The organism is Hyphomicrobium sp., assembly GCF_009026145.1.
In the GTDB taxonomy this organism is placed as follows: Bacteria; Pseudomonadota; Alphaproteobacteria; order Rhizobiales; family Hyphomicrobiaceae; genus Hyphomicrobium_A.
In genome coordinates, this window is record NZ_WBUE01000043.1 from 1 (window position 1) to 21,675 (window position 21,675).

Sequence of the window (21,675 nt, forward strand, 5' to 3'; positions counted from 1 at the left end):
CACGGGAGCATCGCGCGGCGACGGCGGCGGTGTCCACCGATCATAGGGGCCCGGCGGAGGTATCGGCGGCGGATACGGCGCCGAGGCCGGCATTGGCGGCGGTTCCGGCTCGTAGCCATGGTCTGGGCTGGGCGGCGGCTCGTATGCCGGCGCCTCGCCCTCGACGTAGTGATGGTGGTCAGGGGCTGCAGCCGGCTCGTACGCTGGCTCGGGCTGATAGCTCGGCTCCTCGCTTGGCGGCGGCAAAGGTTCGGGCGCCGGCGGTGCCGCGCCATGATCCTGAGCCGGCGGCGCGTATTCTTCCTCGGCGTAATTTGCCGCCGGCTCGGCCGCGGGCTCTGCGTGCGCCGACTCCCCCGGCGCCGGCAGCCGCCGCGCCGGCAAGCCGGTACGCGACTGCACGCGTTCGCGCGCACCAGCGAGGATGGCTTCGGCATCGGGCGCCGGCAAAGCGCGTGCCGGCTCCTGCGCCGGTTTGCTCTGCAGCGCCCGGATGGCGCCTTCGAACGTCAGCCCCAGTGCGCTCAGCACGTGCGCGGCAGCGCTCTTGCCGTCGCCGACGATTGCCGCCAGCACGATGGCACCATTGATCTCGCGCCGGCGCCCACCGCGTGCCGCGGCGGCGGCCGCCTCGAGGATGCGCCGCAAGTCGCTCGCCACGACGAGCTCGCCCTCTTGGCCAGGGGCACGCGTCGGCAATGCGGCGAGCTGGGTTTCGACCTCGCCGGTCAACTCGGCGACGTTGACGTTGCTCGCCGCCAGCACCAGCACCGCTTCGGGGTCATCGCACAGGGCCAGCAACATGTGCTCGAGCGTCACCTCGCCATGCCCGCGGGAACGCGCATAGTCGGTCGCCCGCGACAGCGATGCCGCGAGCCCGGATGACATGGCGATGCGGCTCAAGCCGTCGGCGATCATGGATGAGCTTCCCCGAGGTAAACAGTGGTAGTGCGCATGCCAGCGAGGGGTCGGGCACGCCGGAGTTGGATAGCGCACTCACCCCGCCTATCTAGCAGGCGAATGTGGGGGAAATCCGTTGCATTTTGGCGGCTCCGCGTCACGGCTCTTAACCGCTTGAGCTTAAGGGCATGGGGCTTGGCGGCATGGCTTCCGGCGGTATAAGAGCTGGCCTTCAGTTGTGCAGACGTACATTGTCGGAGCCCGGCCCGTAGCCGGCAAGAGCAAGCCTAGGCCAGGAATATGAAGCCGATCACGCCGCCGCAAGGTGTTACCGCGGCTCCCGAGCTCGAGCCCTCCCCGCACGTGCAGGCGCGCATCCTGGCCGAAGCGCTGCCGCATCTCATCCGCTACGACGAGCAGACGGTGGTCATCAAGTTCGGCGGCCACGCGATGGGCGACGCCGCCCTCGCCGACGCCTTTGCGCAGGACGTCGTCTACCTCAAGCAGTCGGGCGTCAATCCTATCGTCGTGCACGGCGGCGGTCCGCAGATCGCAGCCATGCTCAAGAAATTGCAGATCTCTTCCGACTTTGTGCATGGGCTGCGTGTCACCGACAAACCCACCGTCGAGGTGGTCGAGATGGTGCTGTCCGGCCTCATCAACAAGGACATCGTCTCGGCCATCAACCGGCAGGGCGGCAAGGCCGTCGGCATCAGCGGCAAAGACGCCAACCTGATGATCGCCAAGAAGATCACCGAGATGGCCGACCCCGAGTCGAACCTCATGAAGGCGGTCGACATCGGCTATGTCGGCGACCCCGTCGAGGTCAACCCGCACATCGTCGACGTCATCTCGAACTCCGATCTCATCCCCGTCATCGCGCCGGTCGGCATCAGCCGCGAGGGCGAGACGCTCAACATAAATGCCGACACGTTCGCCTCGGCGCTCGCCGCGCGCATGAAGGCCAAGCGCCTCCTGTTGCTCACCGACGTCGAGGGCGTGCTCGACAAGAGCAAGAACCTCATCACCCAGCTCACCCTCGAGGAGGCACGCCAGCTCATCAAAGACGGCGTCATCTCGGGCGGCATGATTCCCAAGATCGAGGGCTGCATCGAGGTGGTAGAGGCCGGCGTCGAGGCCGTCGTCATCATCGACGGGCGCGTACCGCACTGCGTCCTGCTCGAGCTGTTCACCGCCCATGGCGTCGGCACGCTGCTCGGTCGCGCACGCCGCAGATCGAAGGCGCACAGCGAATGAGCGCAGCCCGCCAGATCGCCTTGCTTCGCCGACCCGGCGCGGCGCCGGCTCTGCGCGGCTTCGCAAATACACGCGTATGGATCTTCGACCTCGACAACACGCTCTACCCGTCGACGTGCAACCTGTTCGCCGAGGTCGACCGCCGCATGGGTGCCTTCATCGCCCAGCACCTCGACGTGCCGCTGGAGCACGCACGCTACCTGCAGAAGCGCTACTACCACGATTACGGGACGACGCTTTCGGGGCTCATTCAGCTGCACAGGATCGACCCGCACGCTTTTCTCGAGTTCGTGCACGATATCGATCTGACGCCGCTGCACGCGGCTCCGGAGCTGGCTGGCGTGCTCGCCGCGCTGCCCGGGCGCCGCATCATCTTCACCAACGGCTCGCGCCGCCATGCCGAGCGCGTCGCCGAAAAGCTGGGCGTGCTGCATCTCATCGAGGACATCTGCGACATCGCTGCTTGCGAGTTTGTCGCCAAGCCCTCGCCCGACGCTTTCAAGCGCATGACCGATCGGCACGGCGTGGCGCCGGCCGAGGCGGCCATGTTCGAGGACATGCCTCATAATCTCGAGTCGCCGCACGCACTCGGCATGACGACGGTGCTCGTGCACTCCGACTATCAGGACCATCCGGCGCAGCAACAGATGCGCAAGTGGAAGGAGTTGCCCGCGTACATCCATCACGCCACCGACGATCTGACTGCCTTTCTCACCACCGTGGTTCCGCAGCCGAGGCTCTAGCATCATTCATGCAGAGACCGCTTCAGACCGCCGACCTCATCGCCCTGCTGGCGCGCGTCGCCAAGCAGGATCGCAGCGCATTTTCAGCGCTTTATGCGGCGACTTCGGCGAAACTGTTCGGTGTCGTCTGGCGTATCTTGCCAGCTAAGGACCGAGCCGAGGATGTGCTGCAGGACGTCTACGTCAGGATCTGGAACCGGGCCGCAAGCTACGACGCTTCGAAGGCCTCGCCGATCGCGTGGATGGCGACGATTGCACGCAACCGCGCCATCGACGAGGTCCGCCGTCGTGCCCCGCTGTCGATCGAGGATGCTCCTCAAGCGCTCGATGTACCTGCGGAGGGGCTCGATCCGCTCGACGCCGCGCAGCAGAGCGAGGAGCTGCAGCGGCTCAACGAATGTCTGCAAGCATTGGACGGTGAGCGCCGCCAGATCGTGCTGCTCGCCTACTACACGGGCCTCAGCCGCGATGAGATCGCCCAGCGCTTCGGACACCCGGTGGGAACGATCAAGGTGTGGCTGCACCGCAGCCTGGCGCAACTCAGAAAGTGTCTCGGTTCATGAGCGAAACTGAAGACATCGATATGCTTGCCGCCGAGTACGCGCTCGGCACGCTCCCGGCCGCCGAACGCGCCGCCGTGGCCATGCGCGCGCGCAGCGAAGCCTCGCTCGCCGCGGCCATCGAGGCGTGGGAGCGACGCCTGGGTCCGCTGGCCGAAACCGTCCCGCCGCGCGAAGCGCCAGCCGGCGTGTGGGAAAAGATCGAAGCGCGCATCGCCGAAGGCGGCGGCAACGTTATCGCCATCGAGCGCCGGCTGCGCCGCTGGCAGGCAGGAGCGATCGCGGCATCCGCCATCGCCGCCTCCCTGGCGCTGTTCGTCGGCGTGCGCGAATTCTCACCCGCGCCCGAGGACAAGATGCTTGTGGCGGTGCTGCAGAAGGATGCGCAATCGCCCGCCTTCCTCGTGTCGGTCGACCTCGACAAGCGGCAACTGACCATCCGCGCCGTCGCCGCCAAGCCCGAGCCCGGCAAGAGCTACGAGCTATGGCTCGTCCACGATGAGCTCAAGACACCGCGCTCGCTCGGCCTGATCGGGGCGCAGCCCGTCACCGTCGGGCCAACGCTCGCCTCCTACGCACCGAACGTCATCGAGGATGCAACGCTCGCCGTCAGCCTCGAGCCGCCCGGCGGCTCGCCCACCGGCGCACCGACCGGCCCCGTGCTGTGGAGCGGCAAGCTGCTGCAGGCCACGCAATAAAGCGAGCCGGCTGAAACCGGCGCGAAAGCACTCCGTATCTAGTCCGTCGCCCCGTTAGGAGGGGCTGAACTAGACCGGAGGAATACCCATGATTTCGCTCTTCAAGAAGTCCTCGACGCTCGTCATCGGCGCCGCTGCATTGGCATTCGCCTGCGGTGCTGCGCTGGCGGAAAAGACCGTGATGGTCGGCGGCGCCGAGATGTACCCGTCGAAGAACATCATCGAGAACGCCGTCAACTCGCAGGATCACACCACGCTCGTCGCCGCGGTGAAGGCTGCCGGCCTCGTCGACACGCTGTCGGGCCCGGGTCCGTTCACCGTGTTCGCGCCGACGAACGGCGCCTTCGAGAAGCTCCCGGAAGGCACCGTGCCGACGCTGTTGAAGCCCGAGAACAAGGGCAAGCTCACCGGCATCCTCACCTATCACGTCGTGCCCGGGAAGCTCACCGCGCAAGAGCTGTGGGCCATGGTCGACAAGATGGGCGGCAAAGCCGAGCTGAAGACCGTCAACGGTCAGTCGCTGTGGATCAAGAAGGTCAGCGACAAGCATCTCGCCGTCTATGACCCCGCGGGTCACGCCGGCCGCATCACCATCTCCAACGTGCTGCAGTCGAACGGTGTCATCCACGTCATCGACAACGTCGTGCAGCCGAACTGACCTCGAGCATAGTGGGCGCCGTTGCATCCCGGCGCCCATCATCCTGCGTCCCACCCGCGCAGCGCCGAGCGCAAGCTGACGCCGATCGGTTCTGCCAGGAAGAACGCGGGGAGTTGGGGCCGGCCGAGCGGGTTACCTGCCACCACCCGCTTTGGCCGGTCTCAGCTTTTGGAGCGCCATCAGCGCGTGGGGATCGGCTTGTCGCCGCGGTAATCGTAGAAGCCGCGCTGCGTCTTGCGGCCCAGCCAGCCGGCTTCGACGTACTTCACGAGCAGCGGGCACGGCCGGTACTTGGAATCCGAGAGCCCCTCGTACAGCACCTGCATCACCGACAGGCACGTATCGAGGCCGATGAAGTCGGCAAGCTCCAGCGGCCCCATCGGATGGTGCGCGCCCAGCCTCATCGCCTTGTCGATAGCCTCCACCGTGCCAACGCCCTCATAGAGGGTGTACACGGCCTCGTTGATCATCGGCAGCAGGATGCGGTTGACGATGAAGGCGGGGAAGTCCTCGCTCACCGCCACCGTCTTGTTGAGGCTCTCGACGAACTTGCGCGTCACCGCAAACATGTCGTCGTCGGTGGCGATGCCCCGGATGAGCTCGACCAGTTCCATCAACGGCACCGGGTTCATGAAGTGCATGCCGATGAAGTGCTCGGGCCGATCCGTCGTCGCGGCGAGACGCGTGATCGAGATCGAGGATGTGTTGGTCGCCAGCAGGGCGCGATCCTTCAGCTTCGGACAAATCTCGGTGAAGATCTTGCGCTTGATGCCCTCGTCCTCGGTCGCCGCCTCGATGACGAGGTCGCAGTCGGAGAACGCGTCGAAGGTCGGCGCGTAGCTGATGCGCTTCAAGGCCGGCTTCACCTCGTCCTCAGCGATGAGACCTTTCTCGGCCTGGCGCCGCATGAACCTCTCGATGGTGTGAACCGACTCGTCGACCTTCTCCTTCTTCAGGTCGTTGAGCGCCACCGAGTAACCGCCGAGCGCAATGACATGAGCAATACCGGTACCCATCTGGCCAGCGCCGATGACCCCGACCTTCTTGATGACTTGTGGAGTCTTGTGCTCGCCTTTCGGCTTGTCTGCCGATTTGACCGCCACGTTCATGTCCGCAGTCCTTCTGTCCCCGAACCTTGTTGTTCCGTCTATTGTCCGGCCTTCTTCAGCTCGGCTTCAAGCTCCGGCAACGCCTGAAACAGGTCGGCGACGAGGCCATAGTCGGCCACCTGGAAAATGGGTGCCTCGCCGTCCTTGTTGATCGCCACGATGATCTTGGAGTCCTTCATGCCGGCAAGGTGCTGGATGGCGCCGGAGATGCCGACCGCCAAGTAGAGGTCGGGGGCGACAACCTTGCCGGTCTGACCCACCTGCATGTCGTTGGGCACATAGCCCGCGTCGACGGCAGCGCGCGAGGCGCCGACCGCGGCGCCCATGGCGTCGGCCACCGGCTCGAGCAGCTTCTTGAAGTTTTCGCCGGACTGCAGACCGCGTCCGCCGGAAATGATGATGCGCGCCGAGGCGAGCTCGGGGCGATCCGACTTCGTCAATTCCGCCTTCTCGAAGGTGGAGAGACCGACGGCGGGCGGCGCCGCCACGCTTTCGATGGACGCCGCACCGTCCTCGGCCACCGACGGGAAGGCAGAAATGCGCACCGTGATGACCTTCTTGGCCTCCGGCGACTGCACCGTCTGGATGGCGTTGCCGGCATAGATCGGCCGCTCGAAAGTGTCGGCGGAGATGACTTTGGTGATGTCGGAGATCTGCATCACGTCGAGCGCCGCGGCGATGCGTGGCGCGATGTTCTTGCCCGTCGTCGTCGCCGGCGCAACGAAGACGTCGTAGCCGCCCATTAGCGACGCTACGAGCGCCGCCGTCTCCTCGGCGAGCCCGTGCTCCAGATGCGGCGCATCGGCGAGCAGCACCTTGCCGACGCCGGACAGCTTGGCCGCCGCTTCCGCCGCCGGCTTGCAGTCGTGGCCGGCAACGAGGAGGTGAATGTCGCCACCGAGCTGCTTGGCCGCCGCGACCGCCTTGCCGGTTGCAGCCTGCAGGGCGCCGTTGGTGTGCTCGGCCAGTAGAAGAATAGCCATCACAGCACCCCGGCTTCGGCTTTGAGTTTCTGTACGAGCTCGGCGACGCTACCGACGCGCACGCCAGCCTTGCGGCTGGCCGGCTCGGAGATCTTCAACACCTTGAGGCGCGGCGCGATATCGACGCGGAAGTCTTCCGGCTTCTTGGTGTCGAGCGGCTTCTTCTTCGCCTTCATGATGTTCGGCAGCGAAGGATAGCGCGGCTCGTTGAGACGCAAGTCGGTGGTCACCACCGCCGGCGTCTTGAGGCGCACCGTCTCGAGGCCGCCGTCGACCTCGCGCGTGACAATCGCGCTGCCGCTCTCGAGCGATAGCCTGGAAGCGAACGTGCCCTGCGGCCAGCCGAGCAGTGCGGCGAGCATCTGGCCCGTCTGGTTGCAGTCGTCGTCGATCGCCTGCTTGCCGAGGATGACAAGGTCGGGCTTTTCCGCCTCGACGACGCCTTTGAGGATCTTGGCCACTGCCAGCGGCTCGATGGGCGTGTCCGGTGTCTCGACGAGGATGCCGCGGTCGGCGCCGATGGCGAGCGCGGTGCGAATGATCTCCTGCGCCTTCGTCGGCCCGATCGAAACGGCAACGACCTCCGCGGCCCCACTCTTCTCCTTGATGCGCACCGCCTCTTCGACGGCGATCTCGTCGAAGGGGTTTATCGACATCTTGACGTTGGCGAGATCGATGCCAGAGCCGTCGGGCTTGACGCGGATTTTGACGTTGAAATCGACAACTCTTTTGACCGGCACCAGAATCTTCATGCCGTCGGCTCTCCAAGCGCTGTGTGGCGGTCTGCTGACATCGAGGTTCGGTTGTGCAGCGCGACGAAGACCCATTGCGCCGCGCGAGAAAGTCCCCGGTCGCAGGCCTTCTCTTGTTTATTCGCAAGTGCGAAATGAGAACCTACGGGCGCACGGAATGCAAGTCAATTGGGCGCCGATTAACCGATCACGGGCCGAACAGGCTGTCGCGGCAGGCAAAAAGCCGTTCCTACGACGCCAGGCGGACATCGCGGTCGAACAGCGGCACGCCGGGGCGCCGCATGAATAAAATGAGGACGGCGCCGGCAATTAGGCCGCCGATGTGCGCCCACCACGCCACCGGCCCGACGTCGGGCATGGCCACCATGACGACCTGCAGGGCAATCCACACCCCGAGCGCCAGCCCGGCCGTGATGCGCAGGGGAATGACCTTGAACGCCAAGACCCATACGCCAACCCGCGGGTGCAGCATCAAATAGGCGGCAATGACGCCGGCGACGGCGCCGCTGGCGCCGATCAGCGGCAAATCGCTGTCAGGCAGCATCCAGGCGTGGAAGAGGCCGGCGAACACGCCACACGCCAAATAGAATGCGAGGAAGCGCGTATGTCCCATGGCGTCCTCGACGTTATCGCCAAACACCCACAAAAACAGCATGTTACCGACCAGGTGAAAGACGTCGGCATGGAAGAACATGTAGGTGAGCAGCGTCGCCTGTTCGCCGATCGGCAGGCTGTCCTCGCCAAACGAGCTGGGGGCCAGGAGCACCGTATTGCCGAATAGCTCGCGCGGGGTCACGGCGAAGCTCGCGACCGCAGCATTGCTGAGACCGCTCACCTCGAGGATGAAGACGATCACGTTGGCGGCGATCAAGCCGACCGTAACGTACTGAAAAGGGATGGATTTCAGGTGGTTTTCGTCACGCAGCGGGATGAACAAGGTGCGCCTGCAGAGTTTGAGGAGCCAACTAGCGATTCTGGCCGGGGACCCAAAGGACATCGCTCTTGCCGCGATCATTAACGTAGCGGCTGGCGACAAAAAGGAAATCTGACAGGCGATTGATATATTGCAGCGCCGCAGCACCCACCGGCTCGTTCGGGTCGGCCGCCAGCTCGACCATCAGCCGCTCGGCGCGCCGCGAGATGGTGCGCGCCATGTGCAGCGCCGCGGCCGCAGGCGATCCGCCCGGCAACACGAACGATCGCAACGGGCGCAGCTCTGCGTTCATCTCGTCGATCTCGTCCTCGAGCCGCTTCACCTGGCCGTCGGTCATGCGCAAGGGCTCGTACTCGAGCTTCTGGCCGCGGTCGGGGACGCACAGGTCGGCGCCGAGGTCGAAGAGATCGTTCTGGATACGGGCGAGCTTGGCATCGAGCCCAGGATGGCCGGAACCGAGATGCACGCGCGCCATGCCGATGCTGGCGTTGGTTTCATCGACCGTGCCGTAGGCGGCAATGCGCAACGCGTGCTTGGCCACCCGCTCGCCGCTGCCGAGCGCGGTGGTGCCCTTGTCGCCCGTGCGCGTGTAGATCTTGCTGAGTACGACCATGCGCCGAAGTTCCAGTGAAAGCCCGATTCAACATAGCGCAAACCGGCAGACGCCGGCAGCCGCACGCCCCCCGTCACGAATAGTTATGGACGAGCACGAAGAGCAGGATGATGACGATGGCCAGAGCCTGCAGACCGACGCGCCAGCGCATCAGCTTCTGACTGGTGTTCGGGCTCTTGCCGCGCGACAAGTTCCACAGCCCCAAAAAGAGCACCACCACCACCGCGGCGACGGCCAGCGTGGTGAGATGGTAGAGAACCGTCTCCATAATCGTTCGATCTCCGTTCCCGGCCATCCTTAAGGCCTTGGACACCAGTCGGCAAACCGTATCTCCTGCAAGGGCGAGAGAGACATCCTCGACGTGTCCAGGCAACGCCTTGGCAATCGCCGGCGCGCCATAATTGCCGCAATTGCAGCCTCTGGTGGATCGCCAGCCGGCACCAAGGGGGACATGGCCGTTGGATCGGGCTCGACTGATAACGTTTTCAAGACCCTACCTGTTCGCCGGCGCTCTCGCCGGCGTTGCCATGCTTGTCCTCGCGCCGTCCGCCTGGGTGTTCGCCCAAACCCCCTCCAATGCCGACGACGCCAAGAAGAAGCTCGAGAGCAAGCGCAACGAGCTGCAAGACGTTGAGAAGAAGACGAAGTCGCTGCAAAGCGACGTGGAGGGCTTGGCGGCCGAGCGCGAGCGCCTGAATACGCGCCTGGTCGAGACCGCCGATCTCATCAAAAAGAGCGAGGCGCAGCTCACCAGCATCGAGACGCGCATCGGCGAGCTGGAGGAGCAGCAGCGCATCCTCAAGGGATCGCTCAATCAGCGCCATGACCAGATCGCCAAGCTCCTGTCCGCCCTGCAGCGCATGGGGCGCAACCCCCCGCCGGTGCTGATCACGCAGCGCGAGGACGCCCTGGAAATGGTGCGCAGCGCCATGCTGCTGTCCGCCGCCTTCCCCGAGCTCGGCAACCAGGCGAAGGCGCTGACGGCCCGCCTCAACGAGCTCATCCGCGTGATGACGGAGATCCGCACGCAGGGCGATCAGCTGCGTAACGAGATGACGCGGCTCAACGATGCCCGCACCCGCCTTTCCGGACTGATGGAGGAAAAGCGGGTTACGCTCGAGGAGCGCCAGTCGGAGCTGCAGCGTATGCGTGCGGCAGCGGCCGATATCTCGCGTAACGTCAATGACCTCAACGAGCTGATCACACAGCTCGACCAGGCCGTGAAGAACAACACTGGCCTCGGCGCCTACGAGGAGCAGCGCAAGCAGGCGGCGGCCGCGAACATTACACCGAATTCATCTGCGCCCATTCCGCCGAACTCCCCGGCGGCATTGCCGGCGAATCAGAAAGCGCCGCCACCCGACGCGCTCGTCCCGCCCGCAACCTCCAAGGGTATCGATGTCGTCGTGCTCAGTCCCGGCGCGATGCTGGGCAGTCCTGGCCGCATTAAGCCTGAGATCGCCTTTTCCGACGCCGCCGGCCGCCTCCCCATGCCGGCACAGGGCCGCCAGGTACTCGGCTTTGGCGAAAAGACGCAGTTCGGCGGCCAGTCGAAGGGCATTGTGCTCGAAACGCGTCAAGGCGCCCAAGTCACGTCACCTTGCGATGGTTGGATCGTTTACGCTGGGGAATTTCGTAGCTATGGCCAACTCTTGATAATCAATGCTGGCGGCGGTTATCATGTGTTGCTCGCGGGCCTCTCTCAGATCGATGTCCAACCTGGCCAATTTGTTCTCGCCGCCGAACCGGTCGGAACCATGAGTGGTTGGTCACAACAGTCCCAACCCGCTGCCGCAAACAGCGCCCCCGTCCTATATGTGGAGTTCCGTAAGGATGGACGGCCCGTAGACCCCGACCCATGGTGGGTGGCGGGGCATCGAAAGGTGCAAGGATAATGCGCAAGACAGAATTCGCATTCTGGACGTTCCTGTTGATGACCGGCCTCGCCGGCGCCACCACGCTGCTGAACGTCACGCGCACGTATTCGGCAACCTCGGAAAACTCGGAGCTCTACCGGCAGCTGGATCTGTTCGGCGACGTGCTGGAGCGCGTCCGCTCCGACTACGTCGAGAAGCCTGACGACACAATGCTGATCGAGTCGGCCATTAACGGCATGCTTTCGGCCCTCGACCCCCATTCCTCCTACCTCAGCCCCAAGAACTACCGCGATATGCAGGTGCAGACGCGCGGCGAATTCGGTGGCCTCGGCATCGAGGTCACGATGGAGAACGGGGTGGTGAAGGTGGTCGCCCCCATCGACGATACGCCTGCCTCCAAGGCCGGACTGCAGGCCAACGATCTCATCACGCATCTCGACGGCGAGCAGATCGTCGGCCTGACGCTCGAGCAGGCAGTCGAAAAGATGCGCGGCCCGGTCAACACGCCCATCAGCCTCACCATCGTCCGCAAGGGGGTCGAGGATCCATTCGACGTGAAGGTGACGCGCGACATCATCCGCATCAACGCGGTCAAGGCCCACGACGAGAAGGACGTCGCCTACATCAAGATCACCACCTTCAACGAGCAGACGCACGCCAACCTCGTGAAAGCGATCGAGAACGCGAAGAAGACGCTCGGCAAGGACCTCAAAGGCTACATCATCGACCTGCGCAATAACCCGGGCGGCCTGCTCGATCAGGCGATCGCCGTCTCCGATGACTTCCTGGAGCGCGGGGCCGTCGTGTTGACCAAGGGCCGGAACAACGAGGAAACGCAGCGCGCCCAGGCGCATCCGGGCGATCTCACGGACGGCAAGAAGGTCGTCGTGCTGATCAACGGCGGCTCCGCCTCGGCCTCCGAGATCGTCGCCGGCGCCCTGCAGGACCACAAGCGCGCCACCGTCATCGGCACGCGCTCGTTCGGCAAGGGATCGGTGCAGACGATCATTCCGCTCGGGGCCAACGGCGCCATCCGGTTGACGACGGCGCGCTACTACACGCCGTCGAACCGCTCGATCCAGGCCAAGGGCATCGATCCCGATATCATCGTCGAGCAGGAGCTGCCCGAGGAGCTGAAGAAGAAGGCGACTGCCGCCGAGGCGGCGCGCGGCGAGGCGAGCCTGCGCGGCCATTTGCGCAATCCGGAGAACGGTAACGGCGAGGACGGCAAGGAGGTCAAGGAGACCTCAGGGTCGTCGGCCTACGTTCCCAAGGAGCCGGAGAAGGATGCGCAGCTGCAGTACGCGCTGTCGTTCCTGCGCGGGACGGCCACCGACGCCAAGACGGCCGGCGCCGTTCCGGTCCCCGCCCAGCCGCAGCCCAGCGCCGAGAGCAAGGACAAGGCGAAGAACTAGCACTCATCGGCCTAGAACTTCCTTTTCGGCAAGAGCTATAGATGGGCGCCCCAAGCGGCGCCCATCTTCGTTTCCCGCGCCGCGCCGACCGGATCGCCCCATGAACAGCGCTTCCCCCCTCCCTGGTTACCGTCCCTGCGTCGGCATCACCGTGATCAATCCTGCCGGGCTCGTCTGGATCGGACGGCGCGCCGACAGCCCGGGCGAAGAGGAGGGGCGCGGCGCCTGGTGGCAGATGCCGCAAGGCGGCATCGACGAGGGTGAAAGTCCAGCCGATGCCGCGCTGCGCGAGCTCATCGAGGAAACCGGTATCCGCACGGTCAGGATCCTCGGTGAGACCAGCGACTGGCTGCGCTACGACCTGCCGCCCGACCTTCACGGCAAGGCGTGGGGCGGGCGCTACCGGGGGCAGGCGCAGAAGTGGTTCGCCGTGCGCTTCCTCGGCGCCGACAGCGAGATCGACATCACGCCGGCTGCCGGCCACAAGCCGGAGTTCACCGACTGGCGCTGGGTGCCGCTGCCCGAGGTGGCCGACCTCATCGTGCCGTTCAAGCATGACGTGTATCTGCAGGTCGTCGAGGCGTTTGCTCCCTACGCGCGGCCGGGGCGCTGATGCAACAGTCACCATGCGGCGTAATTTTAGACAAATAACGACATAGAATGGCTTGGTTTTCCGCCTTACACTTGGCTGTGATTCGATGTTGATAAACTGTTAATAACCTCCGACCTATGCCCACTCTCGCGCCGACGGAAAACCTCTCGATGTCGCTGCCGCTACGCCCGTGCGTGGGCGTGGTGCTGTTCAACGCGCAGGGACTGGTCTGGGTCGGTCGCCACCGGCCGAAGTGGGCCCGCCACGGAAGCTTCGCCAGCGACACCTTCTGGCAGATGCCGCAGGGCGGCATCGAGCCGCGCGAGCCATCGCGCGAAGCGGCGTTTCGCGAGCTGTGGGAGGAGACGGGCGTGCGCAGCGCCGTGTTGATCGGCGAGATCCCCGGCTGGCTGACGTACGAACTACCGCCTGAGCTGCTCGGCGTCGCCCTCAAGGGCAGATACGCCGGTCACCGGCTGCGCTGGTACGCGATGCGCTTCGAAGGCGACGACAGCGAGATCGACATCGGCCCCAAGGGCGCAACGAAGCCGGAGTTCGATGCCTGGCGCTGGGTCCCGCTTGCCGATGTGCCGAGCCTCGCCGTGGATTTCCGGCGTCTCGTATACGAGGAGGTGGCGCAGGAGTTCGCCCGTTTGGCGCGCCGCTCACTTTCGCAAATCGCCGCCGAATAGCACCCGTCCAACGGTGTCATCCTCGGGCTTGTCCCGAGGACCCAACTTTCAGCTTGCTCCGAAGGCAACGCGCGAGTTGCGCGGTGGATCCTCGGCATAAAGCCGAGGATGACAGTTTCTCGACTGCGGGCGCCGCGAATCAAGCCGCCTTGAGCTGCAGGCGCTTCAGCACGTCGAGCAGCGTGTCCGCCATCATCCGCGATTGATCGTCCTTGGCTTCGGCGACCTGCGCCTCGGCAAGCTGCAGCTCGCTTGCCAGCCTGGCGCCCTGCAGCTCCTCCAGCGGCACCGCCGTCTGCGCCAAGACCGTGAGGCGCGTCGGATCCGCTTCGGCGACGCCCTTCTTGACGAGCAGCTGCTGGCGCCCCTGCGGCAGCGTCACGTCGAGGATGCCGGGACGCAGCGTCGAGATGAACGGCGCGTGCCCGGCAAGCACGGCAAAGTCGCCCTCGGCGCCGGGAACGACGACCTGTTGTGCCTCGCCCGAGAGCACCAGCCGCTCGGGTGTCACCAGCTCGAAATTGAATGTCGCCATCGTCTTGTCTCGTCCTGTCAGTCGTCGGCGCCGTCGTCGCCGCCGGTCTTGGCGCGCACTTCCTCGACGCTCTGCAGCTTCGTCCCGCAGAAGGGACAGAAAAACAGCGGGTGATCGACCATGCCCGGCTCCTCGTCCTCGAGGTCGATGAGCCCGACCGACATGTAGAGCACGCCGTCCTCGCCGACGGTGAGCAGAGGCTCGAACTCCTCGCCGCTCATCGCGTCCCTGAGCTCAGCGCAGCAGGAGCCGAAGCCATGCGTCGCGCCCGGTACGTCCAAAGCCATGACGGTTTCCTCGTCGCGGGGCCGGAAGGCCCGGTTCAGTGTCAGGCGGCCTCGGCGAGCTTCTCGGCCTTGGCTTTGGCCTCCTCGATGGTGCCAACCATGTAGAACGCCTGTTCGGGCAGATGGTCGTACTCGCCGTTGCACAGGCCCTTGAAGCCCTTGATCGTGTCGGCGAGGGAAACGAGCTTGCCAGGCGAGCCGGTGAACACCTCGGCGACGTGGAATGGCTGCGACAGGAAGCGCTCGATCTTGCGCGCGCGGGCGACGATAAGCTTGTCGTCCTCAGAAAGCTCGTCCATGCCGAGAATGGCGATGATGTCCTGCAGGGCCTTGTAGCGCTGCAGGATCTGCTGCACCTGGCGGGCGACCTGGTAGTGCTCCTCGCCGACGATGCGCGGATCGAGCATGCGCGAGGTGGAATCGAGCGGGTCGACGGCCGGGTAGATGCCCTTCTCGGAGATGGCGCGCGACAGCACGGTCGTCGCATCCAAGTGCGCGAACGACGTTGCCGGCGCCGGGTCGGTCAAGTCGTCGGCCGGCACGTAGATGGCCTGCACCGAGGTGATCGACCCCTTCTGCGTCGTGGTGATGCGCTCCTGCAGGGCGCCCATGTCGGTGGCGAGAGTTGGCTGATAGCCGACCGCCGAGGGAATGCGCCCGAGCAGCGCCGACACCTCGGAGCCCGCCTGCGTGAAGCGGAAGATGTTGTCGATGAAGAACAGCACGTCCTGGCCCTGGTCGCGGAAGTATTCGGCGACGGTGAGGCCGGAGAGCGCGACGCGCATGCGGGCGCCCGGCGGCTCGTTCATCTGGCCGTACACCAGGGCGCACTTGGAGCCCTTGGTCGAGCCATTGTTCTCCTTCGGGTCGAGGTTGACGTTCGACTCGATCATCTCGTGATAGAGGTCGTTGCCCTCGCGCGTGCGCTCGCCGACGCCGGCGAACACCGAGTAGCCGCCGTGCGCCTTGGCGACGTTGTTGATCAATTCCATGATCAGCACGGTCTTGCCGACGCCGGCGCCGCCGAACAGGCCGATCTTGCCGCCCTTGGCGTAGGGCGCGAGAAGATCGACGACCTTGATGCCGGTGACGAGGATCTGCGCTTCGGATGACTGGTCGGCGAACGCCGGGGCCGGCGAGTGGATCGGCCGCCTCTCGCTCGTCTTGACGGGACCAGCCTCGTCGACCGGCTCGCCGATGACGTTGATGATGCGTCCGAGCGTCTCGTCGCCGACCGGCACGGTGATCGGACCGCCGGTGTCGCGAACTTCCTGGCCGCGCACGAGGCCTTCGGAGCTATCCATGGCGATGGTGCGCACGGTGTTTTCGCCGAGGTGCTGGGCAACCTCGAGCACCAGCCGGTTGCCCTGGTTCGTCGTCTCAAGAGCGTTGAGAATTGCCGGCAGGTGATCGTCGAACTGCACGTCGACGACGGCGCCCGTGACCTGGCGAATGCGACCAACTTTATTTGCCATCTTGCGTTCCTCGTGCCTGTCGGTGTGCGTGCTCACAGCGCCTCGGCGCCGGAGATGATTTCAATCAGTTCCTTGGTGATCATCGCCTGACGCGTGCGGTTGTACTTCAGCGTCAGCTTGTCGATCATCTCGCCGGCGTTGCGCGTCGCCGAATCCATGGCGCTCATCTGCGCGCCGTAGAAGGAAGCGACGTTCTCCAGGAGCCCGCGGAAGATCTGCGTCGAGATGTTGAGCGTGACGAGATCGCCGAGGACCTCTTCCTCGCTCGGCTCGTACTCGTGGATGGCCTCGGCGCCGCCGGCCGCCCGCTTGACCGCGGGCAGCTTGGCCGGAATCAGCTGCAGCGCGACCGGCTGCTGTTTGATTACGGACTTGAACTCGGCGAAGTAGAGCGTCGCCACGTCAAATCCGCCGCTCTCGTAGAGATTCAAGACCTTCTGGGCGATTTCATCGGCATTGGCGAAAGCGATCTGGCGTACGGCGCGCAGATCGATGCGGTCGATGTAGTATTTGCCGAATTCGCGCCTCAGCGCCTCGGCGCCCTTGCGCCCCACCATCAGCATCTTCACGGTCTTGCCCTGTGCGAGCAGCCGCTGTGCGTCCTGGCGAGCGAGCTTGGCGATGTTGGAGTTGAAGCCGCCGGCGAGGCCGCGCTCGCCGGTCATCACGATCAAGAGGTGCACGTCATCGCGCCCGGTGCCGGCAATCAGCGGCGCCGCGCTCTTGTCGGTGATGCGCGAGCCGAGGCTGGCGATCATCTGGTCCATGCGATCGGCGTAGGGACGGGCCGCAGTGGCCACCTCCTGCGCACGGCGCAGCTTCGCCGCGGCGACCATCTGCATCGCCTTGGTGATCTTGCGCGTCGCCTTCACCGAGGTGATGCGGTTTCTGAGGTCTTTCAAACTTGGCATCGCGCCGTCGTCCTACTTTCCGACCACTTCCCCCTCTCCCCACCGGTGGGGAGAGGGTTGGGGTGAGGGGCAGCCATAATCTGCAGCGCCAGCCTCTGCCCCCTATCCCGACCTTCTCCCCGCGCGCGGGGAGAAGGAGCTTAAGCTGTGAAGCCCTTGGCGAACTTGTCGATGAAGGCGACCAGCTTCTTCTCCGTCGCCTCCGACAGCGCCTTCTCGGTGCGGATGGCATCGAGGATGTCCTGGCCGTCGGTGCGCAGCAGGCGCAACAGGTCCTGCTCGAACTTGTTCACCGCGCCGACGGGAATGGCGTCGAGGTAGCCGCGCGTGCCGGCGAAGATCACGCAGACCTGCTCTTCCATCTTCAGCGGCGAGAACTGCGGCTGCTTCAAGAGCTCGGTGAGGCGCGCGCCGCGGGCGAGCATCCTCTGCGTCGCCGCGTCGAGGTCGGAGCCGAACTGGGCGAAGGCGGCCATTTCGCGGTACTGCGCCAGCTCGCCCTTGATCTTGCCGGCCACCTGCTTCATCGCCTTGGTCTGCGCCGAGGAGCCGACGCGCGACACGGACAGGCCGACGTTCACCGCCGGACGGATGCCCTGATAGAAGAGGTCGGTCTCGAGGAAGATCTGGCCGTCGGTGATGGAGATTACGTTGGTCGGGATGTAGGCCGACACGTCGTTGGCCTGCGTCTCGATGACGGGGAGCGCGGTGAGCGAGCCGGCGCCGTGCTCGTCGTTGAGCTTGGCGGCGCGCTCGAGCAGACGCGAGTGGAGGTAGAACACGTCGCCGGGATAGGCTTCGCGGCCGGGTGGGCGGCGCAGCAGCAGCGACATCTGGCGGTAGGCGACGGCCTGTTTGGAGAGGTCGTCATAGGCGATCACGGCGTGCATGCCGTTGTCGCGGAAGTATTCGCCCATGGTGCAGCCGGTGAACGGGGCGAGGTACTGCAGCGGCGCGGGCTCGGATGCCGTCGCGGCGACGACGATCGAATACTCCAGCGCACCCTGCTCCTCGAGAACCTTGACGAACTGGGCGACGGTGGAGCGCTTCTGGCCGACCGCGACGTAGACGCAGTACAGCTTGGTCTTCTCGTCGCCGCCGGCGTTGATCGACTTCTGGTTGAGGATGGTGTCGAGGATGATCGCCGTCTTGCCCGTCTGGCGGTCGCCGATGATCAGCTCGCGCTGGCCGCGGCCGATGGGGATGAGCGCGTCCACCGCCTTGAGGCCGGTGGCCATCGGCTCGTGCACCGACTTGCGCGGCAGGATGCCCGGCGCCTTCACGTCGACGCGCATCTTCTTGTCGCCCTTGATCGGGCCCTTGCCATCGATCGGATTGCCGAGCGCGTCGACGACGCGGCCGAGCAGGCCCTTGCCGACCGGGACCTCGACGATGGCGCCGGTGCGCTTGACGGTGTCGCCTTCCTTGATGCCGCGGTCATCGCCGAAGATGACGACGCCGACGTTGTCGGCTTCGAGGTTCAAGGCCATGCCGCGGATGCCGCCGGGGAACTCGACCATCTCGCCCGCCTGGACGTTGTCGAGCCCGTAGACGCGGGCGATGCCGTCACCCACCGACAGCACCTGGCCGATTTCTGAGACCTCGGCTTCCTTGCCGAAATTCTTGATCTGGTCCTTGAGGATCGAGGAGATCTCTGCGGCCCGGATGTCCATACTTGCCTCTTCCCTTACAGCGCTTCTTGCCTCGTGCTGGCGCCCGCGGCGCCGGCCAGCCCATCGCAAAAACGGCCGCAGGATTGCCCGCGGCCCGTCTTCCCGATCAGCCGGTTCCCTTCAGCACGACTTTCAGGTTCATCAGTTTCGTCCGCAGCGAGGAATCGAACATGCGGCTGCCGACCTTGACCACCAGGCCACCGAGCAGCGAGGGATCGACCTTGGCGTCGAGCCGCACGTCCTTGCCGTAGGACGCCTTGAGCTTGTCCTTGAGAGCGGCGAGCTGCGCATCGCTGAGCGGCATCGCCGACTGCACTTCCGCCGCCATCTCGCCGCGGTGAAGGGCGAGCTGCTGGCGGAAACTCTTGATCATGTCCTCGGCGGCGAACAGGCGCCGGTTGCGCGCCACTACGCCGAGGAAATTGCTGGTCGTGGCGCCGACCGATGCCCAGTCCATGACCGCCTTCAGCGCCCGCTGCTGATCCTCGGCGGCGAAGGCCGGGCTGTTCACCAGGCGCTTGAGGTCGGAGCTTTGATCCAGCATCGCCTGGAACTTGCCGAGATCGCGCTCGACGGCATCGAGCTCGTTCTGCTCGCGCGCCAACTCGAAAAGCGCCGAGGCGTAACGCCCAGAAACGCCCCCAGAAACGCCCCCGGAAACGCCCCCAGTCACACCCGACGTCATCTGATTGTCCGTTGCCACGTCAAACGCTCTCGCCGGCGGCCATGACGGGGGCCTCGGGCCAGTTTGGCCTGAGTTTGGCCTGCCCGCACCCTCCCCCGCTTTGAGGAAATTCGCTCGCACAACCGGCAGCCGGCAGCGTCGTGGCTGCGGCTCCCCTGAAAGTGCGCCGGTTCTCTAACATGCACCGGGCGCCCCTTCAACGGGGGATAGGCGCCCGAATGCCGCATGCAGCGGACCCGCAAACGGCATTTTTCAACATGAACGGAAGCTGCACGAAGCCTTCAGAACGGGTTCAGGCCGAGAAGTATTGAATGCCCCTCATCGCCGGCGAGGCAACCGGCAGCAGGACACGCCGAAACACCGGGCAAGGGGAAGACAGATGACCATTTCGCGTAAGCTGACCTCGATCACCACGGCCGTCGCGCTCGCCGCGGCGAGCCTCGGCACCGTGACCACCGCCGCCAGCGCCCACGAGCGCGACTACGGCTACCGCGGCGACCACTATTCGCGCGGCTACGACCGCCACGACGGCTACCGCGGCGGCCGCGACCGCTACTACGCCCGCCACCACAAGAAGAAGGACAAGACCGGCAAGTACATCGCCATCGGCGCCGCGGCGCTGATGCTCGGCATCATCGCTTCGCAGGCCTCTCGCCACTAGCCATTACCGGCGAGCGCCTGCGGCGCCGGAGGTCGCGGGGACCTCCGGCGAACCAACAAGGGAATACTTGACCTAGGCATACTGCACGACCCCCCGATATTGACTGAGCGCTCCCACCCTCGCGCCAGTCGGGCCGGACCTTTCCCCCCGAGGTCCGGCCCTTTTTTGTCTTCGAAGGAAGTCCAGATGGGCCAATCACGGTACGCCTTCAATTAACAGCAGAGACTTCGTTAGCAGCTGACAAAATCATCCTGACCAACGCCGTATTCGCTCTAATTGCGGACACCTCAGACGCTGGCTCGCGGACTGCATTATCTGGCAGGATTGATTCCAAACCTAGGCGAAGAGTTTTGCATTCAGGAGAAGGATCCACTTTAACTGCGCGCAGCGCGTCTGATACTTGATCGAATGCGCTTTCGTCTCCAAAGGCAACGCGTGCAATAATGCACATAGCCTCAAGTTTTGGGTACGAAACTGTGAGACGCTGCAATAGGATAACGTCCCTCTCAGATAAGGCGCGTTCAAAATAACTCGCAAATGACGGTAACGTCCGGCTCTCACGCGACCACAATTTATGTCGTTCGGCGAGAAGCTCTGCGTATGCAAACGTCGGATTCTCAGACAGAATTTGCCCTAAACGCTTTATCGCCAAATCCGGCTGTTGCCCGCCAGCGACAAGTGAGAACTCAAGCCTCTTTAACTCCCCACCCAGCCGAATTTCGCGTGGCAACTGCAGTTCCGCTGCCCCTCCTCTCTGCAGCCTCTTTCGGGTTCTACTCATCACGTTAAACCTCTCTCGTTCGGCGTCCCCGGCTGTTGAGCGTGGCGTAGGCGCCTTGGGCTTAGCTACTTCAGACCTCCAATCAATCGATGGGTCCTCTATTTTCGCGCGAAGCCGCTTTGAATGCTCGTCAACGCCAAATATCTGCTCCCGCTGCGCAAGCAAGCGCAGTGCATCGTCACGAGCATCAGCGCGCCCGGTCGCCATCACATATTCGATCATCTGCATTCTGGAGAAGACATTGTCCTCAATCTGTACAATTGCCTCGTTGCAGATGGCAATTGCCGCTTCAAGGGCCTCGTCGCCTCCTTCAGCTGCTACTATCTTTGCCTTCAAGTTTGCTAAGAATGCAGAGCGTCGCCCGCGGTAATTGAGCAGATCGAAAAAGGCTACCCCCTTACCTGATCCGCCTTTGTGCATAGATAACGCAACGCCGAGATAACCTAGCCATCGCTCATCCCGCACATTCGAATTAATCGACAACTTGGCGGCGCGCCGAAATTCTTCTTCTGTTTCCGCGCTAGCAAGCAGTTGCGAAAGGATAGTTGCAGATTGGGCGCTGGCCTGAATCTCTGCGCTCCGAATGGCCGCCGCAACCGCTGACGACCACTCCTCTTCCGCCAAAAACCGGGCAAGCTGCCCCCAGGGCGCCGGATTATGAGCGCTAAATGGAAGCGCGCTCTTCAGTATCTCAATAGCTGTTTCTGTGCGCCCGCCGATTGTGGCCATAAACTCGGCGAATATTGAGGCACCAGTGGTGACCTGAGACCCGCGATCTCCTCCAGCTTTGGGTAGAGTCCGCTACTCCAGAGGAGGCGGATGATGCGCAAGTCGAGGTTCACGGAAGAGCAGATCATCGCGGTGCTGCGTGAGCAGGAAGCCGG

At 64.5% G+C, this 21,675-nt stretch carries 24 protein-coding genes; 10 read left to right on the forward strand and 14 right to left on the reverse strand.

The features are described 5' to 3' along the window. Nucleotides 1-918 (reverse strand): Clp protease N-terminal domain-containing protein (locus F9K20_RS20215; protein WP_291006294.1); only part of this gene is annotated, 918 nt, incomplete at its 3' end. 282 nt (nt 919-1,200) lie between these two features. Between F9K20_RS20215 and argB the strand changes: the two genes are divergently transcribed. From argB to F9K20_RS20240, 5 genes are all read left to right on the forward strand, one after another. Then, the gene (gene argB, locus F9K20_RS20220) at nt 1,201-2,157 is read left to right on the forward strand and encodes an acetylglutamate kinase (protein WP_291006297.1); all 957 of its coding nucleotides are present in this window, start codon (nt 1,201-1,203) and stop codon (nt 2,155-2,157) included. Beyond that, on the forward strand, nt 2,154-2,900 hold the full coding sequence (locus F9K20_RS20225) for a pyrimidine 5'-nucleotidase (RefSeq protein WP_291006300.1): 747 nt from the start codon (nt 2,154-2,156) through the stop codon (nt 2,898-2,900). The genes argB and F9K20_RS20225 overlap by 4 nt, the downstream gene beginning before the upstream one ends. Before the next feature lie 8 nt (nt 2,901-2,908). Further along, on the forward strand, nt 2,909-3,463 hold the full coding sequence (locus F9K20_RS20230) for a sigma-70 family RNA polymerase sigma factor (RefSeq protein ID WP_291006303.1): 555 nt from the start codon (nt 2,909-2,911) through the stop codon (nt 3,461-3,463). After that, the gene (locus tag F9K20_RS20235; protein WP_291006306.1) at nt 3,460-4,158 is read left to right on the forward strand and encodes an anti-sigma factor; all 699 of its coding nucleotides are present in this window, start codon (nt 3,460-3,462) and stop codon (nt 4,156-4,158) included. The genes F9K20_RS20230 and F9K20_RS20235 overlap by 4 nt, the downstream gene beginning before the upstream one ends. 88 nt (nt 4,159-4,246) lie before the next feature. Then, entirely contained in the window at nt 4,247-4,816 is a 570-nt protein-coding gene (locus F9K20_RS20240; RefSeq protein WP_291006309.1) for a fasciclin domain-containing protein, read from the forward strand. A 179-nt stretch (nt 4,817-4,995) separates the two neighbouring features. On the opposite strand, the gene F9K20_RS20245 is transcribed toward F9K20_RS20240, so the two are convergent. The 6 genes from F9K20_RS20245 to F9K20_RS20270 all read right to left on the reverse strand — a co-directional run bounded on the left by F9K20_RS20245 (nt 4,996) and on the right by F9K20_RS20270 (nt 9,475). Further along, nucleotides 4,996-5,925 carry a 3-hydroxybutyryl-CoA dehydrogenase gene (locus F9K20_RS20245; RefSeq protein WP_291006312.1) on the reverse strand — a complete coding sequence of 310 codons (930 nt, stop codon included), beginning with the start codon at nt 5,923-5,925 and terminating at the stop codon, nt 4,996-4,998. A 38-nt stretch (nt 5,926-5,963) separates the two neighbouring features. Beyond that, on the reverse strand, nt 5,964-6,908 hold the full coding sequence (locus F9K20_RS20250) for an FAD-binding protein (RefSeq protein WP_291006314.1): 945 nt from the start codon (nt 6,906-6,908) through the stop codon (nt 5,964-5,966). Beyond that, entirely contained in the window at nt 6,908-7,660 is a 753-nt protein-coding gene (locus F9K20_RS20255; RefSeq protein WP_291006317.1) for an electron transfer flavoprotein subunit beta/FixA family protein, read from the reverse strand. Before F9K20_RS20255 ends, F9K20_RS20250 begins: the two co-directional genes overlap by 1 nt. A gap of 229 nt (nt 7,661-7,889) precedes the next feature. After that, nucleotides 7,890-8,597 carry a rhomboid family intramembrane serine protease gene (locus tag F9K20_RS20260; protein ID WP_291006319.1) on the reverse strand — a complete coding sequence of 236 codons (708 nt, stop codon included), beginning with the start codon at nt 8,595-8,597 and terminating at the stop codon, nt 7,890-7,892. A 28-nt stretch (nt 8,598-8,625) separates the two neighbouring features. Beyond that, the gene (locus tag F9K20_RS20265; RefSeq protein ID WP_291006322.1) at nt 8,626-9,207 is read right to left on the reverse strand and encodes a cob(I)yrinic acid a,c-diamide adenosyltransferase; all 582 of its coding nucleotides are present in this window, start codon (nt 9,205-9,207) and stop codon (nt 8,626-8,628) included. Nucleotides 9,208-9,280: 73 nt separating this feature from the next. Further along, nucleotides 9,281-9,475: a twin transmembrane helix small protein gene (locus F9K20_RS20270; RefSeq protein ID WP_291006325.1), complete on the reverse strand. Its 195-nt coding sequence runs from the start codon at nt 9,473-9,475 to the stop codon at nt 9,281-9,283. Between the two features lie 190 nt (nt 9,476-9,665). Here F9K20_RS20270 and F9K20_RS20275 point away from each other — a divergent pair, with 190 nt between their 5' ends. The 4 genes from F9K20_RS20275 to F9K20_RS20290 all read left to right on the forward strand — a co-directional run bounded on the left by F9K20_RS20275 (nt 9,666) and on the right by F9K20_RS20290 (nt 13,783). After that, entirely contained in the window at nt 9,666-11,102 is a 1,437-nt protein-coding gene (locus F9K20_RS20275; protein ID WP_291006328.1) for a DUF3450 family protein, read from the forward strand. Beyond that, complete coding sequence (locus F9K20_RS20280; RefSeq protein ID WP_291006331.1) at nt 11,102-12,499, forward strand: S41 family peptidase; 1,398 nt, start codon at nt 11,102-11,104, stop codon at nt 12,497-12,499. The genes F9K20_RS20275 and F9K20_RS20280 overlap by 1 nt, the downstream gene beginning before the upstream one ends. Nucleotides 12,500-12,599: 100 nt before the next feature. Then, nucleotides 12,600-13,112 (forward strand): RNA pyrophosphohydrolase, encoded by a 513-nt coding sequence (locus F9K20_RS20285; RefSeq protein ID WP_291006335.1) that lies wholly within the window; start codon nt 12,600-12,602, stop codon nt 13,110-13,112. A gap of 149 nt (nt 13,113-13,261) precedes the next feature. Next, nucleotides 13,262-13,783 carry an RNA pyrophosphohydrolase gene (locus F9K20_RS20290; RefSeq protein ID WP_291006338.1) on the forward strand — a complete coding sequence of 174 codons (522 nt, stop codon included), beginning with the start codon at nt 13,262-13,264 and terminating at the stop codon, nt 13,781-13,783. A 139-nt stretch (nt 13,784-13,922) separates the two neighbouring features. On the opposite strand, the gene F9K20_RS20295 is transcribed toward F9K20_RS20290, so the two are convergent. From F9K20_RS20295 to F9K20_RS20320, 6 genes are all read right to left on the reverse strand, one after another. Beyond that, nucleotides 13,923-14,318 (reverse strand): F0F1 ATP synthase subunit epsilon, encoded by a 396-nt coding sequence (locus F9K20_RS20295; RefSeq protein ID WP_291006341.1) that lies wholly within the window; start codon nt 14,316-14,318, stop codon nt 13,923-13,925. 17 nt (nt 14,319-14,335) lie between these two features. After that, entirely contained in the window at nt 14,336-14,605 is a 270-nt protein-coding gene (locus F9K20_RS20300; RefSeq protein ID WP_291006344.1) for a hypothetical protein, read from the reverse strand. Between the two features lie 41 nt (nt 14,606-14,646). Beyond that, nucleotides 14,647-16,080, reverse strand: coding sequence for a F0F1 ATP synthase subunit beta (gene atpD / locus F9K20_RS20305; RefSeq protein WP_291006347.1), 1,434 nt, complete (start codon nt 16,078-16,080; stop codon nt 14,647-14,649). Between the two features lie 32 nt (nt 16,081-16,112). Continuing rightward, nucleotides 16,113-16,991: a F0F1 ATP synthase subunit gamma gene (locus tag F9K20_RS20310; RefSeq protein ID WP_291006350.1), complete on the reverse strand. Its 879-nt coding sequence runs from the start codon at nt 16,989-16,991 to the stop codon at nt 16,113-16,115. A 140-nt stretch (nt 16,992-17,131) separates the two neighbouring features. Beyond that, nucleotides 17,132-18,664, reverse strand: coding sequence for a F0F1 ATP synthase subunit alpha (gene atpA, locus F9K20_RS20315; protein ID WP_291006354.1), 1,533 nt, complete (start codon nt 18,662-18,664; stop codon nt 17,132-17,134). A gap of 106 nt (nt 18,665-18,770) precedes the next feature. Next, on the reverse strand, nt 18,771-19,349 hold the full coding sequence (locus tag F9K20_RS20320) for a F0F1 ATP synthase subunit delta (protein ID WP_291006361.1): 579 nt from the start codon (nt 19,347-19,349) through the stop codon (nt 18,771-18,773). 379 nt (nt 19,350-19,728) lie between these two features. On the opposite strand from F9K20_RS20320, the gene F9K20_RS20325 reads away from it, so the two are divergent. After that, nucleotides 19,729-20,010: a hypothetical protein gene (locus tag F9K20_RS20325; protein ID WP_291006356.1), complete on the forward strand. Its 282-nt coding sequence runs from the start codon at nt 19,729-19,731 to the stop codon at nt 20,008-20,010. Between the two features lie 208 nt (nt 20,011-20,218). Here the strand turns inward: F9K20_RS20325 and F9K20_RS20330 are convergent, their stop codons facing one another. Further along, nucleotides 20,219-21,520 (reverse strand): hypothetical protein, encoded by a 1,302-nt coding sequence (locus F9K20_RS20330; protein ID WP_291006359.1) that lies wholly within the window; start codon nt 21,518-21,520, stop codon nt 20,219-20,221. Nucleotides 21,521-21,675 lie beyond the last annotated feature (155 nt).

What these genes read in the sequence shown, in the direction of transcription:
- argB (WP_291006297.1), top strand. Translation starts at nt 1,201, where the DNA reads ATGAAGCCGATCACGCCGCCGCAAGGTGTTACCGCGGCTCCCGAGCTC.
- F9K20_RS20225 (WP_291006300.1), top strand. Translation starts at nt 2,154, where the DNA reads ATGAGCGCAGCCCGCCAGATCGCCTTGCTTCGCCGACCCGGCGCGGCG.
- F9K20_RS20230 (WP_291006303.1), top strand. Translation starts at nt 2,909, where the DNA reads ATGCAGAGACCGCTTCAGACCGCCGACCTCATCGCCCTGCTGGCGCGC.
- F9K20_RS20235 (WP_291006306.1), top strand. Translation starts at nt 3,460, where the DNA reads ATGAGCGAAACTGAAGACATCGATATGCTTGCCGCCGAGTACGCGCTC.
- F9K20_RS20240 (WP_291006309.1), top strand. Translation starts at nt 4,247, where the DNA reads ATGATTTCGCTCTTCAAGAAGTCCTCGACGCTCGTCATCGGCGCCGCT.
- F9K20_RS20245 (WP_291006312.1), bottom strand. Translation starts at nt 5,925, where the DNA reads ATGAACGTGGCGGTCAAATCGGCAGACAAGCCGAAAGGCGAGCACAAG.
- F9K20_RS20250 (WP_291006314.1), bottom strand. Translation starts at nt 6,908, where the DNA reads ATGGCTATTCTTCTACTGGCCGAGCACACCAACGGCGCCCTGCAGGCT.
- F9K20_RS20255 (WP_291006317.1), bottom strand. Translation starts at nt 7,660, where the DNA reads ATGAAGATTCTGGTGCCGGTCAAAAGAGTTGTCGATTTCAACGTCAAA.
- F9K20_RS20265 (WP_291006322.1), bottom strand. Translation starts at nt 9,207, where the DNA reads ATGGTCGTACTCAGCAAGATCTACACGCGCACGGGCGACAAGGGCACC.
- F9K20_RS20270 (WP_291006325.1), bottom strand. Translation starts at nt 9,475, where the DNA reads ATGGAGACGGTTCTCTACCATCTCACCACGCTGGCCGTCGCCGCGGTG.
- F9K20_RS20280 (WP_291006331.1), top strand. Translation starts at nt 11,102, where the DNA reads ATGCGCAAGACAGAATTCGCATTCTGGACGTTCCTGTTGATGACCGGC.
- F9K20_RS20285 (WP_291006335.1), top strand. Translation starts at nt 12,600, where the DNA reads ATGAACAGCGCTTCCCCCCTCCCTGGTTACCGTCCCTGCGTCGGCATC.
- F9K20_RS20290 (WP_291006338.1), top strand. Translation starts at nt 13,262, where the DNA reads ATGTCGCTGCCGCTACGCCCGTGCGTGGGCGTGGTGCTGTTCAACGCG.
- F9K20_RS20295 (WP_291006341.1), bottom strand. Translation starts at nt 14,318, where the DNA reads ATGGCGACATTCAATTTCGAGCTGGTGACACCCGAGCGGCTGGTGCTC.
- F9K20_RS20300 (WP_291006344.1), bottom strand. Translation starts at nt 14,605, where the DNA reads ATGGCTTTGGACGTACCGGGCGCGACGCATGGCTTCGGCTCCTGCTGC.
- atpD (WP_291006347.1), bottom strand. Translation starts at nt 16,080, where the DNA reads ATGGCAAATAAAGTTGGTCGCATTCGCCAGGTCACGGGCGCCGTCGTC.
- F9K20_RS20310 (WP_291006350.1), bottom strand. Translation starts at nt 16,991, where the DNA reads ATGCCAAGTTTGAAAGACCTCAGAAACCGCATCACCTCGGTGAAGGCG.
- atpA (WP_291006354.1), bottom strand. Translation starts at nt 18,664, where the DNA reads ATGGACATCCGGGCCGCAGAGATCTCCTCGATCCTCAAGGACCAGATC.
- F9K20_RS20320 (WP_291006361.1), bottom strand. Translation starts at nt 19,349, where the DNA reads ATGACGTCGGGTGTGACTGGGGGCGTTTCCGGGGGCGTTTCTGGGGGC.
- F9K20_RS20325 (WP_291006356.1), top strand. Translation starts at nt 19,729, where the DNA reads ATGACCATTTCGCGTAAGCTGACCTCGATCACCACGGCCGTCGCGCTC.
- F9K20_RS20330 (WP_291006359.1), bottom strand. Translation starts at nt 21,520, where the DNA reads ATGGCCACAATCGGCGGGCGCACAGAAACAGCTATTGAGATACTGAAG.